10 protein-coding genes, 1 other RNA gene and 1 CRISPR repeat array are annotated in these 17918 nt (G+C 33.1%); of the genes, 4 read left to right on the top strand and 7 right to left on the bottom strand.

Annotated elements, in window-relative coordinates; translation table 11 throughout:
- Positions 1-17: 17 nt before the first annotated feature.
- The 4 genes from ES677_RS03735 to ES677_RS03755 all read right to left on the bottom strand — a co-directional run bounded on the left by ES677_RS03735 (position 18) and on the right by ES677_RS03755 (position 4082).
- A complete protein-coding gene (locus ES677_RS03735) occupies positions 18-593 on the bottom strand; it encodes a Crp/Fnr family transcriptional regulator (RefSeq protein WP_148369692.1) in 576 nt (191 codons plus the stop codon).
- Positions 594-1256, bottom strand: a complete 663-nt coding sequence (gene ribB, locus ES677_RS03740) for a 3,4-dihydroxy-2-butanone-4-phosphate synthase (protein WP_148369693.1) — start codon at positions 1254-1256, stop codon at positions 594-596. It abuts the gene before it with no gap.
- Positions 1257-1961: 705 nt separating this feature from the next.
- Positions 1962-3443 carry a peroxiredoxin-like family protein gene (locus tag ES677_RS15620; protein WP_246124361.1) on the bottom strand — a complete coding sequence of 494 codons (1482 nt, stop codon included), beginning with the start codon at positions 3441-3443 and terminating at the stop codon, positions 1962-1964.
- A gap of 75 nt (positions 3444-3518) precedes the next feature.
- Positions 3519-4082 (bottom strand): TetR/AcrR family transcriptional regulator, encoded by a 564-nt coding sequence (locus ES677_RS03755; RefSeq protein WP_148369694.1) that lies wholly within the window; start codon positions 4080-4082, stop codon positions 3519-3521.
- 1257 nt (positions 4083-5339) lie between these two features.
- Here ES677_RS03755 and cas9 point away from each other — a divergent pair.
- From cas9 to cas2, 3 genes are read left to right on the top strand one after another with little or no spacing between them, the layout of a single operon-like run.
- On the top strand, positions 5340-10043 hold the full coding sequence (cas9, locus tag ES677_RS03760; protein WP_148380473.1) for a type II CRISPR RNA-guided endonuclease Cas9: 4704 nt from the start codon (positions 5340-5342) through the stop codon (positions 10041-10043).
- Between the two features lie 2 nt (positions 10044-10045).
- Entirely contained in the window at positions 10046-10933 is an 888-nt protein-coding gene (gene cas1, locus ES677_RS03765) for a type II CRISPR-associated endonuclease Cas1 (protein ID WP_148380474.1), read from the top strand.
- Positions 10934-10937: 4 nt separating this feature from the next.
- Positions 10938-11276, top strand: a complete 339-nt coding sequence (cas2, locus tag ES677_RS03770; RefSeq protein ID WP_148380475.1) for a CRISPR-associated endonuclease Cas2 — start codon at positions 10938-10940, stop codon at positions 11274-11276.
- Positions 11277-11329: 53 nt separating this feature from the next.
- Positions 11330-13503: a CRISPR direct-repeat array (repeat unit 46 nt; unit sequence CTTGTGATTGCTCACGTAAAAATACAATTTGAAATCAATTCACAAC).
- A 113-nt stretch (positions 13504-13616) separates the two neighbouring features.
- On the opposite strand, the gene ssrA is transcribed toward cas2, so the two are convergent.
- Positions 13617-14012: a transfer-messenger RNA gene (gene ssrA, locus ES677_RS03775) on the bottom strand.
- Positions 14013-14570: 558 nt separating this feature from the next.
- Between ssrA and ES677_RS03780 the strand changes: the two genes are divergently transcribed.
- Positions 14571-15779 (top strand): NAD(P)-dependent oxidoreductase, encoded by a 1209-nt coding sequence (locus ES677_RS03780; protein WP_148369702.1) that lies wholly within the window; start codon positions 14571-14573, stop codon positions 15777-15779.
- Positions 15780-16191: 412 nt separating this feature from the next.
- On the opposite strand, the gene ES677_RS03785 is transcribed toward ES677_RS03780, so the two are convergent.
- Positions 16192-16992, bottom strand: coding sequence for an META domain-containing protein (locus ES677_RS03785; RefSeq protein WP_148380476.1), 801 nt, complete (start codon positions 16990-16992; stop codon positions 16192-16194).
- Between the two features lie 16 nt (positions 16993-17008).
- Positions 17009-17827, bottom strand: coding sequence for a 3-deoxy-8-phosphooctulonate synthase (gene kdsA / locus ES677_RS03790; protein WP_148380477.1), 819 nt, complete (start codon positions 17825-17827; stop codon positions 17009-17011).
- Between the last annotated feature and the right edge of the window lie 91 nt (positions 17828-17918).

A 17918-nucleotide genomic window follows, 5' to 3' on the forward strand; every position in this document is an offset into this window, starting at 1 on the left:
ACTTTTATATTTTATTGTCAGATTTTAGATTTTATTCTACTTAATGTTTCTTGTGATATATTTATATAAGAAGCTACTATTTTGTTTGGTAACCGTTTAACAATATTTGGGTTTATTTTAAATAACTGATTATATCTTTCTGAAGCATTTAAAGTAGTAAAAGACATTAATCTCTTTGAATTATTTACATAGGCTTTTTCTAAATATATATTATAAAAATCCTTCCATTTGGGAATAATTTGCATAAGATGCCTAAAGTCATCGTGACTAATGTAAAGAAGTTCGCTATTTTCAATAACTTGAATTGTTTCTTGGGCAGGTTCATTAGTTATAAAACTAACCAGTTCTGTAGCAAATTGATTTTCAAATGCAATATAACGGGTAACGTCTTTACCATTATCATCTATGAAAAATAATCTTAGACAACCTTTTTTTACGAAATAACTAACCTGACTAATTTTTCCAGTAGAAAGTAAAATCTCATTTTTACTTTTTTTTATTGTTTTAAAATAAGACAACACGATTTTCAAATCTTCATCTTCAATAGTAATATTCTTTTTTATGAAATTAGTGAGTTCGATATTATTTGTCATTTATTTATAGTCTCTAACAAATTTTCGATAATGGATAATATCCTGTATTGATAAGACCATTAAATTATATGTCTTTGCAAATTCTATGATTGTATCCGTTTTTGCCATTGTTCCGTCATCATTCATTAATTCGCACAGTACTGCTTCTGGTTGTAAGCCTGCTAGTTTCATTAAATCTATACTACCTTCTGTATGGCCTTTTCTTCCTAGAACACCTTTGTCATTAGCTCTCAATGGAAATATATGACCTGGTTTTGCCAAATCACTACTTTTAGCTTTTTCATTGCTCGCAGCTTGAATGGTTGTCAATCTATCCTTGGCAGAAACCCCTGTAGTCACACCATCTTTTGCTTCTATTGTCACAGTGAATGGAGTTTGATAACTACTTGTGTTCTCCTTTACCATATAAGGCAAATCAAGAGAATCGGCTTTTTCATTTGTTAAACAAAGGCAAACAATACCACTACATTTTCTAATCATAAGTGCCATGTGATTATTGGTCATGTTATGAGCCGAGAATACCAAATCACCTTCATTTTCTCTGTCTTTATCATCAATTAAGATAACTCCATTTCCATTTCGAAGATGTATTAATGCTTTTTCTAACTGTTCCTGACTTTCGGTACTAGTCGATTGTATCGTATCTAATTCTGCTAATTCCATTTTTAATTATTTTTAATTTTTAGATTAGCAAAACTAATATTGTTTCAAGCCAAACTATTTGACGTAAGTCAATAAATTAATCTATTTAATAAATACTCAAGTAAACTTTTACTCATAAGGCATAATTTATAAATAGGACATTTTGTTATTGGTCAGAGGAATGAGTTTAAAGAGAATGGGGTTTAATTAATAACAGTTCTTTAAATACTGTTATTTTTCCCGCATTAAAGCTAACGTTGATGTATAAGTTTTGTTGTGTTGTTTAAGTAGTGAATTTAGTAAATTAAACACGAACGTCGAAATTCCAGAGGAATTTCCCAAGTGAGCTAAAAGCAGTAATAAAGTTTAGACGGTGTGTGCCCAGTATGGGCATCTTTAACTTACTGCAGAGTAAGTAATTAAACGCAAGTCCCTTATGCGCTGGGGTAACGCCTAGAAGCATTAGTAAGTGGCAAGGGCGGTAACTGTGAAGTAGCTCTGAAGGAAGAGAGACTACAACACTCGGTACTGATCCCTTCGACTTCGCTCAGGATAGACTAAGCAGAAACCGTATACAGAGGCCTATTTATTCGGGTAAGCAAGCACGCCATTGCACCGCACAAAACATACCAAAAGCGTAGTGCGGTGGTGTGAGCGGTGTACTAGTAATTATTTTATTTACAGTCGTCTACTCGATTGTAGCCAGTCTCCACTTCATTAATTTCACTAATTTTTCTTGAGAAAAGCAGTTATTTCTGAAGGCTCTGCTCTGTTGCGGTAATCGGCATCTAAAAAAGCATAAATAATTTCTCCACTTTTGTTTATGATGTATGTTGCTGCTAAAGGTAGCTCATTTGATTTGTCACCATTGTAGCCGTTCATATCAAATGATTTATTGTACATTTCTGCAACTTCATCTGTGAGTTTAAATACGATTCCATATTCCTTGGCAATTTTATTCCCAAGGTCACTTAGAACTTCAAATTCTAAATCATGTTTTTCTGCTGTACTAATTGATTTGTCAGGTAATTCTGGTGTTAAGGCAATTAATGTAGCCCCATTTGCTTTAAAGTTTGGTAATTCTTGTTGTAATTCGTGTAATGTGATATTACAATATGGGCACCAACCACCTCTATACCAAGTCAAAACTACATTACCTTTTTTTAAATAATTATTCAGTTCTACAGGCTGTCCCAGTGCATTATTTAGCGTGAAATTTGGAGCTTTTTCACCTACTTGTTTTGCTGAGCTAACGATTCCACTTTTCTCAACAGACTCTTGACCTTCTTTATAGGCTCTTTTTTTATTGTCATCTGCTTTAAGTTCAAAATTTTCTTTCTTTTCATCCAATTTTGATTTAAGGGATGTTCTGTTATTGTTTTGCATACCGCTCTCTTTTTTAAAATCTTCTTTTGTTAATCCATTATTGAATTTAATATCCGACCAAGTTACCTTGATCCATTCAGTACTATCTACAGCGGCATTCCAAGTAGATTTTTTGTACTTCCGTTTTGTTGGTAATAACATACCTTCTATTTCTTCATACTCAAGCTTCATTAAATTTGGAATTTCCATTTTTCCAAAGTCAGCAACAGTAAAAAGAAATTGATCGACTAATAATGTTTCTTTATTGATGTAAAGATGGTAGATGTCAGTAGGCTTTTCATTAATAGTGTTAAACGTGATTTTTACTAAATCATAGGTTTTATTATCTATTGTTTCTTCTCCAAGATGTTCATAATTTAATCCCGGATCCAATAATTTTTGCATCATAGTAAACCAATAAAAATTGGTAGGTCTATTAAAAGCAACCCTTTTTAAAGCGGTTTTATCTGTAATTATTTTACCGTTGTGTTTTATCCAAAACTCATTTCCGTCAAACCCTTGTTCTATTACTCCTTCAAGTTGAGGCAATGTTCTCTCATGTTGTTTATAGTTTCCATAAGATAACTCTCCATCAAAAATGTATTTCTCTGTCGAAATATCAGCTTTAGTATCTGGAGTTTGGTATGTGTAGGTGTAGACTACATCTTTTTTGTTGTAAAGACTAGTGTAGTTTCCTACTTCCTGTACCATTTTATAAACCAGTTCGTGCCCTTTGTTTTTAAATGTTATAGCAGTTTCCTCTTCTTGATTTGTTGTCTTATCATTTTTGCATGATAAGAATATGCAACTTAAAATGATGCTTGTTAGAATAGTTGTTTTCATTTTTACCGATTAGTTCTGTTAATACTTTCTTAAATGTTTTATCTAAATAATCGTTTAGATATTGTGTAATTTTTTTTATACGTTTTTAAATACCATTTCAATATAGTCTTTAATCTCTTTTTGAGTATTTACTCTAGCAGCAGCAGCTAAACCGTGCTTTGCCAACAATAAATAATTAGCTTGTTTCAATACGGTATCTTTATCCTTTTTAGAATCCATTGCTAACTTTGCAATGAATAAGGCTTTTAGATTAGTCATAAAAGCAGCCATTTGTTCTTTTATTATTAAATCTTCACTTTCAGAAAACGCGTTATATGTATTGGTTACGAAGCAACCTTTTTGGTTGTTTTCTTTGTATTCAGGATTAACTGAATCATTAAAAAATTGTTTAATAGCTTCCACTCCATTTTCTGCATTTTTAAATTTTTCAAGTGAAGCACTTGCTTTAATCTTGTAGTATTTTAGGCTTTCAAGAAAAAGTCCTTGTTTATTTCCAAAACTAGCATATATAGAAAATTTGTTAATACCCATTTCTTTTTCGAGCATTTGCATAGAGGTTGTTTCGTAGCCATTTCTCCAAAAAAGGTTCATTGCTTTTTCAACTACTTCATCTTCGTTATATTCTTTTTTTCTTGCCATTGTTTCTATAATACAACACAAAACTAAACAATCGGTTAGAAATAAATATGTATTTTATCATTTATTTTATAATTTCAATATGCAAAGTTGAATAAGAGAAGGGAAGCTGTTGTCTAAGTTAATATTCGTTAAGGCACATAGTTTAGTATATGAAGCGTAGCATTCCTTAGGGTGCTATGATTTCAAACACCGTATGAGTACCCAGTATGGGCATCTTTAACTTACTGCAGAGTAAGTAATTAGACTAGAGGGTTGCAAGTCCCTTATGCGCTGGGGTAACGCCTAGAAGCATTAGTAAGTGGCAAGGGCGGCAATTGTGAAGTTACCTCTGAAGAAAGCGAGACGACAAAAGTCGGTACAGACCCTTCGACTTCGCTCAGGATAGACCAAGCAGAAACGGTATACAGAGGCCTATTTATTCGGGTAAGCAACCAAACCATTGCAACGCACAAAGATTACCAAAAGGGTAGTGTAGTGGTGTGAGCGGCGTACTGGTAATAGACTGATTGTAGTCGTCTATTCGATTTTTCGCAGGCTTTTCCATTTTAATTGATTTTCTACTATTTATTCCAATTAATTTTGTTTAAAGTTAAACCAAGATTGTAGAAAATTAGATTGGTCTATTTTACACTTAAAATTCTGAAAAGTTTTTTCTGTTGTAAACTGCCTTGTAATTCCTTGAAAAAATATTTTCTAGGTTATTGTATAAAAAACAAATCCTAAAGTTTTATAAATTTCTGTATAGAGCTGCTTAATAGTGAGTGGGGTGGCTTTTTATGGTGTTTAATTTATGCTCTACCACTATAGATGAAGTGAAATGGATAGATGCGTGAGTAACGCGAAGGAGATCCTTTATTTATACTGAAATAATTAGTGCGTCTTTGTAAGCTAGTTCTAATGGGAAATGTGGAACTAGGGAGATATGATATTTAATGCTCTTATTTTAATCTTAGAAGAAATAATAGCTGATGCAGAAAGTTTTAGAGAAGTGTCCTTTATTTAAATAATTATTAGTAAAAACTTAAAAGTATTACATAAAAAAGCCTCCCAGTTAAAGTCGAGAGGCGAACTTAAATGTTTTCACAACGGAATAATCCTTATTGTGAATTGATTTCAAATTGTTCTGCTAATTTAAGTAAAATATTGGTATATAACCAAATAAAAAGCCTAGTTTTATTTAAGTAAGAAAATCGCTACTAAATTTAAAATAACCTACGAACCTTTTCCTTAAGGTTAAAAAAACGACTTAAAATTTTTATGAAAAAAATACTTGGATTAGATCTAGGAACCAATTCTATTGGTTGGGCACTGATTGAAAAGAATTTAAAAAAAGAAACAGGTGAAATAAAAGCCGTAGGAACTAGGATAATACCAATGAGTCAAGATGTGTTGGGTAAATTTGATTCTGGGGTATCTATTTCACAAACAGCTGAACGTACGAGCTATAGAAGCGTAAGAAGATTAACTCAAAGAAATAAATTAAGAAGAGAACGCTTGCATAGAGTTTTGCATCAGTTAAACCTTTTACCACGTCATTATGACGATGCTATCGACTTTCAAAATAAATTAGGTCAATTTAAAGAAAGTACAGAGGTAAAACTTAATTATAACTTTAATGCTAAAGGGGGGTATGAGTTTTTATTTAAAGACGCTTTCAATGAAATGATTGAGGATTTTAAAAAAGATAACCCACAATTGTTTTATTTGAAAAATAACGGTAAAGAAACTAAAATACCATACGATTGGACTCTTTATTACCTTAGAAAAAAGGCCTTGTCTCATAAAATTACCAAAGAAGAACTTTCTTGGCTTATTTTAAATTTTAATCAAAAACGAGGATATTATCAGTTACGGGGAGAAGATGATGGTACCGATGATAAAACTAAACTTAAAGAATTTAAAGTATTAAAAGTAAAAGAGATTATAAATTCTGGAGAAAAAGTTAAAGGGAAAGTGCTTTATAACGTAATATTTGAAAATGACTGGCTTTATGATCGCCAAATTGTAGATACTATAGAGTGGGAGAATAAAACAAAAGAGTTTATAGTAACTACAGCATTAGATGCAGAAGGGAATCCTAAAATAGATAAAGAAGGAGTGTTTAAAAGGAGTTTTAAAAAAGTAGACTCTGAACACGATTGGATTGCTATAAAATCAAAAACAGAGCAAGACATACGTGCAGCTAACAAAACTGTTGGAGAGTTTATTTATGAAACACTACTAAAAAACCCAACTCAAAAAATAAGAGGTAGTTTAGTTAAAACTATAGAAAGAAAATTTTACCGCGAGGAATTTGAGAAAATTATAACAGAGCAAATTAAACACCATCCCGAAATTGATATAAATACAATAATTGGTAAAGAAAATATTTTAAAATGTGTTTCTGAGTTATATCCAAGAAATGAGGCACACGCTAATAATATCATCAATAAGGATTTTAATTATTTATTTACACAGGACATTATTTTTTACCAAAGACCCCTAAAAAGTAAAAAATCAGAGATAGCTAACTGTCAATACGAAATTAGGGCTTTTAAAAAAGTAAACAACAAAACTGGAGCTGTTACTAAAGAAAAGCAACCCTTAAAAACGATTGCAAAATCTCATCCATTATTTCAAGAATTTCGCCTTTGGCAATTTTTACACAATTTAAAAATCTTAATCAAAAAAACGACTGTCGATGAAAAGATTCAACTAGACGTTGATGTTACTGACACATTACTGACTTCAGAAAATGACTGGGCTGCCTTATTTCAATATTTAAATACTAAAAAAGAGCTAGAACAAAAGTCTATTATCGAGCATTTAATTTCTCAGAAACTAATTTTAAAATCTGAAAAAGAAAATTACCGATGGAATTATGTTGAAGATAAAAAATATCCAGGTAATGAAACACGAGTTAATTTTAGCAATCGTTTAAAAAAAGTTAAAAATTTAAAGGTAGAAGAATTTCTAACTTCTGAAATAGAATTTAAGTTATGGCATATTATTTATTCGGTTACAGATAAAAACGAATATGAAAAAGCTTTAGAGAGTTTTGCGATAAATCAAAACATTGATAAAGAGTCTTTTGTTGCCAATTTTAAAAAACATCCTCCTTTTAAAAGCGATTATGGGGCTTACTCTTCAAAGGCAATAAAAAAACTATTGCCTTTAATGCGCTTGGGGGAGTTTTGGAATGAAAGTAACGTGCCTGTTACTGTGTTAGATAAAATAATCGATATTAAAGATAGATTAACGTCTATTAACTACGATGAAAATGTATTTAAAAAAGATGAAAACAACTTATTAAAGACTATTGTAGATGATGTAATACCAAAACAATTATTAAAAAGTTTTATTCATTTAGAAGGTAAAAATCATTTGGCGGGTTTAAATACCTACCAAGCTTGTTATCTTGTTTATGAAAGACATTCTGAAAGTAGTGCTATTACTCAATGGAAAAAGCCTGATGATATCGTTACTTTTTTAAATCATTTTAAGCAGCATAGTTTACGAAACCCTATTGTAGAACAGGTGGTTACAGAAACGTTACGTACAGTTCGAGATATCTGGGAATACCATGGAAATAGCGAATCTAATTATTTTGATGAAATTCATATTGAACTGGGTAGAGAAATGAAAAATCCTGCTGGAAAAAGGGAAGAAATATCTAAAAGGAATACTCAAAACGAAAATAACAATCAACGTATTAAAGGTGTTCTTAAAGAGTTGATGACCGATGGTGTAAAAAACATTAAACCGTATTCTCCAAGTCAACAGGAGATATTAAAAATATATGATGAGGGGGTTTCACATAATCCAGATGTTTCATACGCTGCGATTAGTGAGGATGATATTTTAAAAATTAGAAAAAATAGTAATCCGACGCCATCTGAGATAAACAAATACAAGCTTTGGTTGGAACAAGGCTATGTTTCACCTTATACAGGAATTGTAATTCCATTGAGTGACTTATTTACTACTGCTTATCAAATAGAACACATTATACCCCAATCAAGATATTTCGACAATTCTTTAAGTAATAAGGTTATTTGTGAGAGTGATATTAATGAAGATAAGAGTAATAAAACGGCTTATGAATATATTGCAGAAAAAGGGGGAAGTATTGTTAATGGCATTAAAGTTTTAGAGTTAGAGGTGTATGAAAGACAATGTCAGCACTATTTTAAAAAGAATAGAACCAAACTTAAAAATCTTTTAAGTGAAGATATTCCCGAAGGCTTTATAAATAGACAATTAAACGACAGTAGGTACATTAGTAAATTAATTAAAGGGTTGTTAAGTAATATTGTTAGAGAGGACAAGGAGCAAGAGGCTATGTCTAAAAATATTGTTCCTGTTACTGGAATTATTACTTCTAAACTTAAGCACGATTGGGGCTTAAATGACAAATGGAATGAAATTATTACGCCACGTTTTAAGCGTTTAAACGAGATGACCAACTCAGAAGATTTTGGGAGCTTCGATAAGAAAATAAATACGTTTAGAGTGCAAGTACCTGAAGCCATTTCAAGAGGTTTCAATAAAAAAAGAATAGATCATAGACATCATACTTTAGATGCTTTAGTTATAGCTTGTTGTACAAAAGAGCACATAAACTATTTAACATCATTAAATACAGAACGTAAAAATTATGGTTTAAGAGATCGCTTATTAATAGTTAATAAAAATGGTCATTATACCAAACATTTTAAAATGCCCTGGAATAATTTTTCCGTGGATTGTAAAAAGGCTATAGAATATACGATTGTGAGTTTCAAACAAAATTTGCGCGTTATTAATAAAACAACAAATAAATACCAAAGCTATAATGATGAAAACGGCAACTTAAGACTAGGTAAGGATGGCAAACCTAAAAAAGATTTTATACGTCAAGTTAAGGGAGATAGTTGGGCTGTTCGCAAACCAATGCATAAAGATACCGTTTCAGGACAAGTAACAGTAAAACGTATTAAAAAAGGACTAACCAATATTTCAAATTATTTATTGGATTGGCATTTAATTGTAGATAAAGAAATTAAAAAACAAGTTAAAAAAAATGCAACTACTTATAAATGTGATTTAAAGTTGATAAAAAAACATTTAAAAGATAACCCTATAACAATAGACAGCAGTCCTGTAACTAAAATTAAAGTTTTTGAATACACAAAAAATGCCACAGCGACACGAGTTGCGTTATCAGAGAAATTTACTCGTAAGCAATTAGACGCCATTACTGATAGTGGAATTCAACAAATTTTAAACAATCATCTTTTAAATTATCTTGACGAAAAGGACAAAGAGACATTCGATTTAGCTTTTAATACTGATGGATTAGAACAACTAAATAAAAACATTATTGAATTAAATAATGGAAAAAAACACCAACCGATTTATAAAGTTAGACTTTATGAAGAGGGTAGTAAATTCTCTATATCAGAAAATAAAGCTAGTCCTAAAAGTAAAAAAATGGTAGAAGCTGCCAAAGGAACAAACTTGTTTTTTTCCATTTATTGGAATGAAGACCAACAAAAACGAGTATATGAAACAATACCATTTAATATTGCGTTAGAACATCAAAAACAAGTAGCGCATCTGCCTAAAGAAGAGCAAACAGCTGTACCTACAGATGCCACTAAAGGAACGTTCTTATTTACCCTTTCACCCAATGATTTGGTATACATCCCAAGTGATGAAGAATTAAATAACCCGACTTTGTTTGATGTAAATAATCTATTAATTAATCAAACGAATAGGATATATAAAATGGTGAGTAGTACTGGTAGCAAATGTCATTTTATTAATTCAAATGTCGCTTCATTAATTAAGAGTTATGATTCAAAAACTAAAATTGGTGAATTCGGAAGTTTAAATAAACTAGAGGTTACAACAGACCTATCTAAACCTAAGAGGATTAAAGAACATTGTTGGAAATTAAAAATAGATAGGCTTGGAAATATTATTAACGTAATTCACTAACGATGATAAAACGCACCATTTACATTGGCACTCCCTCCTATTTAAAACTTAAAGACCAACAGCTTTTGGTGCAAGACCCTAATGGCTCAGAAAAAGGGACTGTCGCTATCGAAGATATGGCCTTGTTGGTTTTAGACCATTATCAAATTACACTGAGTACGCAATTGCTTAATCAATTACAATCTCATTGTATTGCGGTAATTACCTGCGATAGTCATCACTTACCTTTTGGGGTGACCTTGCCTCTGTATGGCCATACAGAGCATTCCGAACGGCTAAAACACCAATTAGAAGCCAGTGAGCCACTTAAAAAGCAATTATGGAAACAAACCATTATACAAAAAATTAAAAATCAGGAAGCCTTACTTAATTTATACAATCGCGTTGCTGAGCCTATGGAAACGTATTGGGAGCAGACAAAAAGTGGCGATAGTACCAATACAGAGGCTAAGGCAGCACAACATTATTGGAAATATCTATTTCCAGAATTTCAACGCCATCGTTTTGGTCAGGGCCCAAATAATTTGCTGAATTTTGGTTATGCCATATTGCGAAGTATTGTAGCTAGAGCATTGGTGAGTTCCGGTTTATTGCCTGTTTTAGGCCTTTTTCATAAAAATAAATACAACCCATATTGTTTGGCAGACGATGTGATGGAACCTTATCGCCCCTTTGTAGATAAAATGGTTGTGAATTATGTGAATAATAATGGTAAAACCAATGAATTAACTAAAGATGTAAAAGCCTATTTATTGGGCATTGCGACTCAGGATGTTTTAATAGATGGTATGCAGCGCCCTCTAATGGTCGCTGTAACCACTACTACTGCATCTCTATATAAATGTTATGCAGGAGAATTACGGAGTATAAAATATCCTGAATTAGATTAAAAAGATGTCTAACAATAGATTTAATGCATATAGAATTATGTGGGTATTAGTGTTTTTTGATTTACCTACCGAAACTAAAATAGAACGCAAAGCTGCTAGCGGATTTAGAAAAAATTTGATAAAAGATGGTTTTGATATGTTTCAGTTTTCAATATACTTGCGTAATTGCCCAAGTAGAGAAAATGCGAACGTACATATTAAACGTGTTAAAAATACGCTACCCAAACATGGTAAAGTTGGTATTTTATGTGTTACCGACAAACAATTTGGAAGTATGGAATTGTTTCACGGAAAAAAACAGACAGATTTGCCGAATACAACACAGCAATTAGAGCTTTTTTAATTTCAAAAAAACAATCCCCAAGCCTTTATCTATATAGAGTCTTAGGGATTGACCTTGTGATTGCTCACGTAAAAATACAATTTGAAATCAATTCACAACCCAAAAAATGATGACGGCAAAAAAAGTATACTTGTGATTGCTCACGTAAAAATACAATTTGAAATCAATTCACAACAAAATCTTTAATAGCTTTCTGCGGGTCTTCCTTGTGATTGCTCACGTAAAAATACAATTTGAAATCAATTCACAACTTTAGAAAATGACATTGATTATTTACAAAAACTTGTGATTGCTCACGTAAAAATACAATTTGAAATCAATTCACAACATGTGTCTTCTCTATTATCTAAGATAGCATCTTGTGATTGCTCACGTAAAAATACAATTTGAAATCAATTCACAACCCGGTGAAGCAACACTTAATTAAAAACAAACTTGTGATTGCTCACGTAAAAATACAATTTGAAATCAATTCACAACTTACAATTGGTGCAGTAGTTCACTCAAACACTTGTGATTGCTCACGTAAAAATACAATTTGAAATCAATTCACAACTACAAACCGTTAAACACGTCCTTAAAAATTCTTGTGATTGCTCACGTAAAAATACAATTTGAAATCAATTCACAACAACTTGTTGCATTAGACGAATCTAAAGCTTCTTGTGATTGCTCACGTAAAAATACAATTTGAAATCAATTCACAACTGTTCCAATATCTAGCGAGAAAAACTACAACTTGTGATTGCTCACGTAAAAATACAATTTGAAATCAATTCACAACAATTTTATATAGTGTCTATTTCTACTACACCTTGTGATTGCTCACGTAAAAATACAATTTGAAATCAATTCACAACAATATACAATTGATGGCGTTGTGGTTAAAGCTTGTGATTGCTCACGTAAAAATACAATTTGAAATCAATTCACAACAGTTGACCTGCAAATGAATTATCTATAAAACTTGTGATTGCTCACGTAAAAATACAATTTGAAATCAATTCACAACATGGTTTGCTGCCATAATTAAAAAGATTTACTTGTGATTGCTCACGTAAAAATACAATTTGAAATCAATTCACAACATACTTTATACCGGTCATTAACTGAACACGCTTGTGATTGCTCACGTAAAAATACAATTTGAAATCAATTCACAACATAAAAATAATAGCCGTAAATAAGCACAAACTTGTGATTGCTCACGTAAAAATACAATTTGAAATCAATTCACAACCGTCATACCGAACTCAATACCTTTAATCGTCTTGTGATTGCTCACGTAAAAATACAATTTGAAATCAATTCACAACACGGTAAATGTTAATTCCCATCCATCGTATCTTGTGATTGCTCACGTAAAAATACAATTTGAAATCAATTCACAACAGCGTTTAAAGTGTTGTTTTGCGCTTGAACCTTGTGATTGCTCACGTAAAAATACAATTTGAAATCAATTCACAACAGCAATTCCGACCGCATTTTCAGCAACAAGCTTGTGATTGCTCACGTAAAAATACAATTTGAAATCAATTCACAACAGGTATCGATTGCAAAAGCTACAGTTTATTCTTGTGATTGCTCACGTAAAAATACAATTTGAAATCAATTCACAACTATATAGGTTGCCTTTAGGTTGCCAAAAACCTTGTGATTGCTCACGTAAAAATACAATTTGAAATCAATTCACAACGTTCCTGATACCATTAATGCATTTAAAAAACTTGTGATTGCTCACGTAAAAATACAATTTGAAATCAATTCACAACAGTCTGTAAAGTATACTCTTTAAATCTGCCTTGTGATTGCTCACGTAAAAATACAATTTGAAATCAATTCACAACAGTATTGAGGATTAAAATTCTCCTGCTTGCCTTGTGATTGCTCACGTAAAAATACAATTTGAAATCAATTCACAACCGTTCGAGGGTTTACTTGTGAACCTATATTCTTGTGATTGCTCACGTAAAAATACAATTTGAAATCAATTCACAACCGAACCTAGTATAGAGGTTATCGCACTTTACTTGTGATTGCTCACGTAAAAATACAATTTGAAATCAATTCACAACGAGTTGGGTGGTGTCCTGTATAATCCTTTTCTTGTGATTGCTCACGTAAAAATACAATTTGAAATCAATTCACAACAAAGTGGATATGCAAGAATAATATTATTGACTTGTGATTGCTCACGTAAAAATACAATTTGAAATCATCTTAAAACAAATATACCTATTGTTGCCTGAACACTATATTTTGGAATGATTCAATTCTATTGTCACCCAATTTGTTACCTTTAAAAAAGAAACCCTGTAAATCATTGATTTACAGGGTTTTAAGTGGAGTCGGAGAGAATCGAACTCTCGTCCAAACAAGTCACCAAAGAGTTTTCTACACGTTTATTCTTTTCTTGAATTTTCGTTCGCAAGCTGGTTAAAGAAAACCCACTTACAACTTATCTTCTTTAGTTTCAATTATGCGACAAAGCGGCACCTAATCTATCTTGACATTTACGATGTCTCAAATGGAACGCCGTCAATCAAGGCTTTCCGGAGACATAAAGCTCGTACACCTAGTGTACCGAGGCTTAATCCTACTATAATTCGGATTAGGCAGCTAAAGCGTAGTTATTCTCGCCGTTTAAAAAGTTGACTTAGCCTTTTACGTGTTTCAAAATCATTACACGACGTGCTTACCGTTTAATTAATCTCGCTGTCAAAACCAGTCGACCCCAATTAAAGATACTTTTTTTAGTGCGTTACTCTATTTCGCTTTAGCTTCATAGTGTCGGGCTTTCCGCTATATCTTTTGCCAAAAAAAATCAAAAGGATGTCGCTGCAATCCCTAACGCGCCAACCAAGAAACCTGATAACAAATTTCAAGGACTACAAAGCTAATACAATTTAAAGAGTTAACAACAAAACCCTGTCCTTTTATGAAAATATTATAATAAATAAAACGATAGTGTTTTAAAACCATAAAACGTAGACGTAAAATAGTAATAAAAGTATCACCGCTACTATAATATTTGGCGCACAGGCTACGCTCAAGGCAATGCAAAACCGTATGCTATTACCACTACGATAAAATAAATAAAAGGTGTCACCACCACGCTACATAGCGAAAACGACACCCCAACGGTGTTTATGTAACCCGTAATGGTGCGCAGGACTTAAAAAGTAATTATACAATTGTGTGGGTTTCTAATACAAATTGTTGTTAACAATTTAATTTAACAGTATTTTAGCAAGGCCTTAAAACCAGGCGTAACTTTAAAACCAAGAACTGTCTATGAAGTTTGCTATTATTAAAGAGCGCAAAAATCCCCCAGATCGTCGGGTAGTGTTCTCCCCTCAAGCATTAAAAATAGTGCAACAAAATTATCCTGAAGCCGAAGTGGTTATCGAAGCTTCAGATATTAGAGTGTTTCCAGATGCCGACTATAAAAAAATGGGCTTTACAATCTCTAACGATATTAGTGACGCCGATATTCTATTTGGCGTTAAAGAAGTACCTATCGCGGCTTTAATTCCCAATAAAAAATACTTTTTTTTTAGTCACACCATAAAAAAGCAACCCTATAACCGAGAGCTTTTAAAGGCTATTTTGGAAAAGAATATAGAATTATACGATCATGAAACCATTGTAAGACAAACGGGATCGCGACTTATTGGTTTTGGGCGTTACGCTGGGCTCGTTGGTGCCTATAATGGGTTTAGAGCTTTAGGACTTAGAGATAAACTATTTACATTACCAAAAGTAGAAACACTAAAAGATCTTACTGCTGTAAAAGCCGAATTGGATAAAATTGTTATTCCTAACATAAAAATAGTACTTACCGGAACAGGTAAAGTCGCTAAAGGCGCACGGGAGATATTAGACCACCTAAATATTAGGCAAGTTGGTGACGCGCTGTATTTAACATCGCCGTTTTCAGAGCCTGTCTATTGCTTAGCCGATGTTATGGAATACAATAAACGTACGGATGGTAAAGTAGGCGATAAGTACGAATTTTATAAAGATCCTGCCGGTTACGAAAGTAATTTTATGCCGTACGCTGAAGAAACCGATATGTTTATAGCAGGTCATTTTTATGGGGACGGTGCTCCGTTTTTATTCACCCGAGAAGATGCCAGAAATCCTGAGTTTCGTATTAATTTAGTGGCCGATATTTCTTGTGATATCGATGGGCCTGTGGCGTGTACTTTACGACCCTCTACTATTGCTAATCCGTTTTATGGTTACGATCCTAAAAACGAAAAAGAAGTCCCTTTCGGTACTAAAAATACAATCACCGTAATGGCAGTCGATAATTTGCCGTGCGAATTACCAAAAGATGCCAGCGAAGGGTTTGGCGAAGCTTTTTTAGAACACGTTATTCCCGCGTTCTTTAATGACGATGAACGCGGTATTTTAAAACGAGCGCGTATAACTACCAACGATGGGAAATTAACGCGACGTTTTGCGTATCTGCAAGATTATGTAGACGGTAAAGAGTAAGTTTTTTAAACTATAAAATATAAAACCACGTGGTAGTCACGTGGTTTTTTGTGTTTAGACGTATTTTCTATGGTATTGATAAATATTCTGACTAAGTAAATAGAGCTATTGGACACGTTATTCCATTTACAGGAGAGAATTTTATATAGAGCAACTCTTTTTTGAACGCGTCAGGCTTGTGCGCTGGGGCGTAGTTTTGGGCAACGTATACAATAATACTTAGTAACGAATTTTTAATCGCATTAGGCCTCGGTTTTGGTTATTATACTTTCGGACTAAACGATCCACGGGTACAGAGAGGCTAACTATAGAAAAAAGAGTAATGACGGTGTTAGCGCAATAGTTAATGGTCGCAAAAAAACACAACCATACACACGAATGCTACTCGCGTTTACCCCTAACTATTGGCAGTTTACTCCGCTTTTTTAAATGTAACAGTTGCGCCCTCTGGGTTGGATAATTCCAAATGAGAATCGGTAACCTTATACTGTGTCGAGGCTTGTAATTTTTTACGGTACAGCTTTTCTTTATTATCGGGGCAAGCCATTAGCGTGCTCATCCCGTGTTTAAAACGAAGAAGGTCATTTTCCGAGAAAATAGTACCGCCCAAACCATTGCACCCGCTAAAGCCAGAATATGTTTTGTTTACGGTGTCTATAATTAAGAAGGGAAGCTTCTCGTTAAAATCGGAAACAGAAACAGCAACGTTGCCTATAGATTCCAAAATCCAAGTGGCGTTCAATCGGTAGTCCATAACATAATTACCAAAACCTTCGAATGTTTTTGAAGTGTTGTCTTTTTTATTAGTGAACTCTACCGTTGTTTTATAGTTTGGTTTAGACTGCTGGTCTTCGGTTTCTTGTTTAGCAATTGTTACTACCACATCACCTAAAGCAGTAGGGCCTTGGTAGCGTTTTATATTGGCATCTGCTGCACGAATAATTGCTGGCATTTTAATTTTAAAATTCTCGAAAGCACTGTCTTCCGATGAGAATGAAATAAACTGATTCGAAATATCTAGCGTCCATATAGAATCTGACCCAAAACCAATAAAGTAAGTAGATATAGGTTTTGTAAGATCACTATCGCTTGTTTTATCATTGCTAACTTCCGATTGCGTCGTGTTTTCGGAAGGCGTAGCTGTATCGCTTTTACAATTAAAAAGAACTACGAATAGGGTACACGTAAGAACCGAAACTAGAGATTTGTTCATATAGGGCTATGGGGAATTATAATGTATTTATCGTTTTTCTAATAGCAACTAAGTTAGACAATAAGTGTTCTAAATTATCCAAGTGCAACATATTAGCACCATCACTTTTTGCGTTAGCAGGATCGAAATGTGTCTCTATAAAAAGGCCGTCGACATTATTAACGATTCCGGCACGGGCAATAGTTTCTATCATATCTGGTCGGCCACCAGTAACACCTGCACTTTGGTTAGGCTGTTGTAGCGAGTGGGTAACGTCTAGAATGGTTGGTGCATACTCGCGCATCGTAGGGATGCCTCTAAAGTCGACAATCATATCTTGGTAGCCAAACATAGTGCCACGGTCGGTAATCCATACCTTCTCGTTACCTGCGTCTTTTACTTTTTGTACAGCGTGTTTCATTGCTTCCGGACTCATAAACTGTCCTTTTTTAAGATTCACCACTTTGCCTGTTTTTGCAGCCGCAACAACTAAATCTGTTTGTCGCACTAAAAACGCAGGAATTTGTAATACGTCTACATATTGTGCAGCTAGGGCAGCATCGCTAATTTCGTGAATATCGGTAACGGTAGGGATATCGAACTTTTCTGAAACTTTTTTAAGAATTTCTAGTGCCTTCTCGTCTCCAATACCCGTAAAACTATCTATACGGCTACGGTTTGCTTTTTTAAAGCTGCCTTTAAAGATGTAAGGGATTTCTAATTTGTTGGTAATAGTTACTACTTTTTCAGCAATGCGATAGGCCATTTCTTCGCTTTCTATGGCGCAAGGACCGCATAATAAAAAGAAGTTATTACTAGTGGTATGTTTTATTTTTGGAATCTCTTGAAGTGTCATAAGCTTTTTTTATAATAATACAAAGATACTATTTGTAATGGTACTGAAAACTTTTTTTTAGGACGGAAAACGGCTCGTTTTTAGCGGCGCA

It is taken from the genome of Bizionia gelidisalsuginis, assembly GCF_008086185.1.
In the GTDB taxonomy this organism is placed as follows: Bacteria; Bacteroidota; Bacteroidia; order Flavobacteriales; family Flavobacteriaceae; genus Bizionia; species Bizionia saleffrena.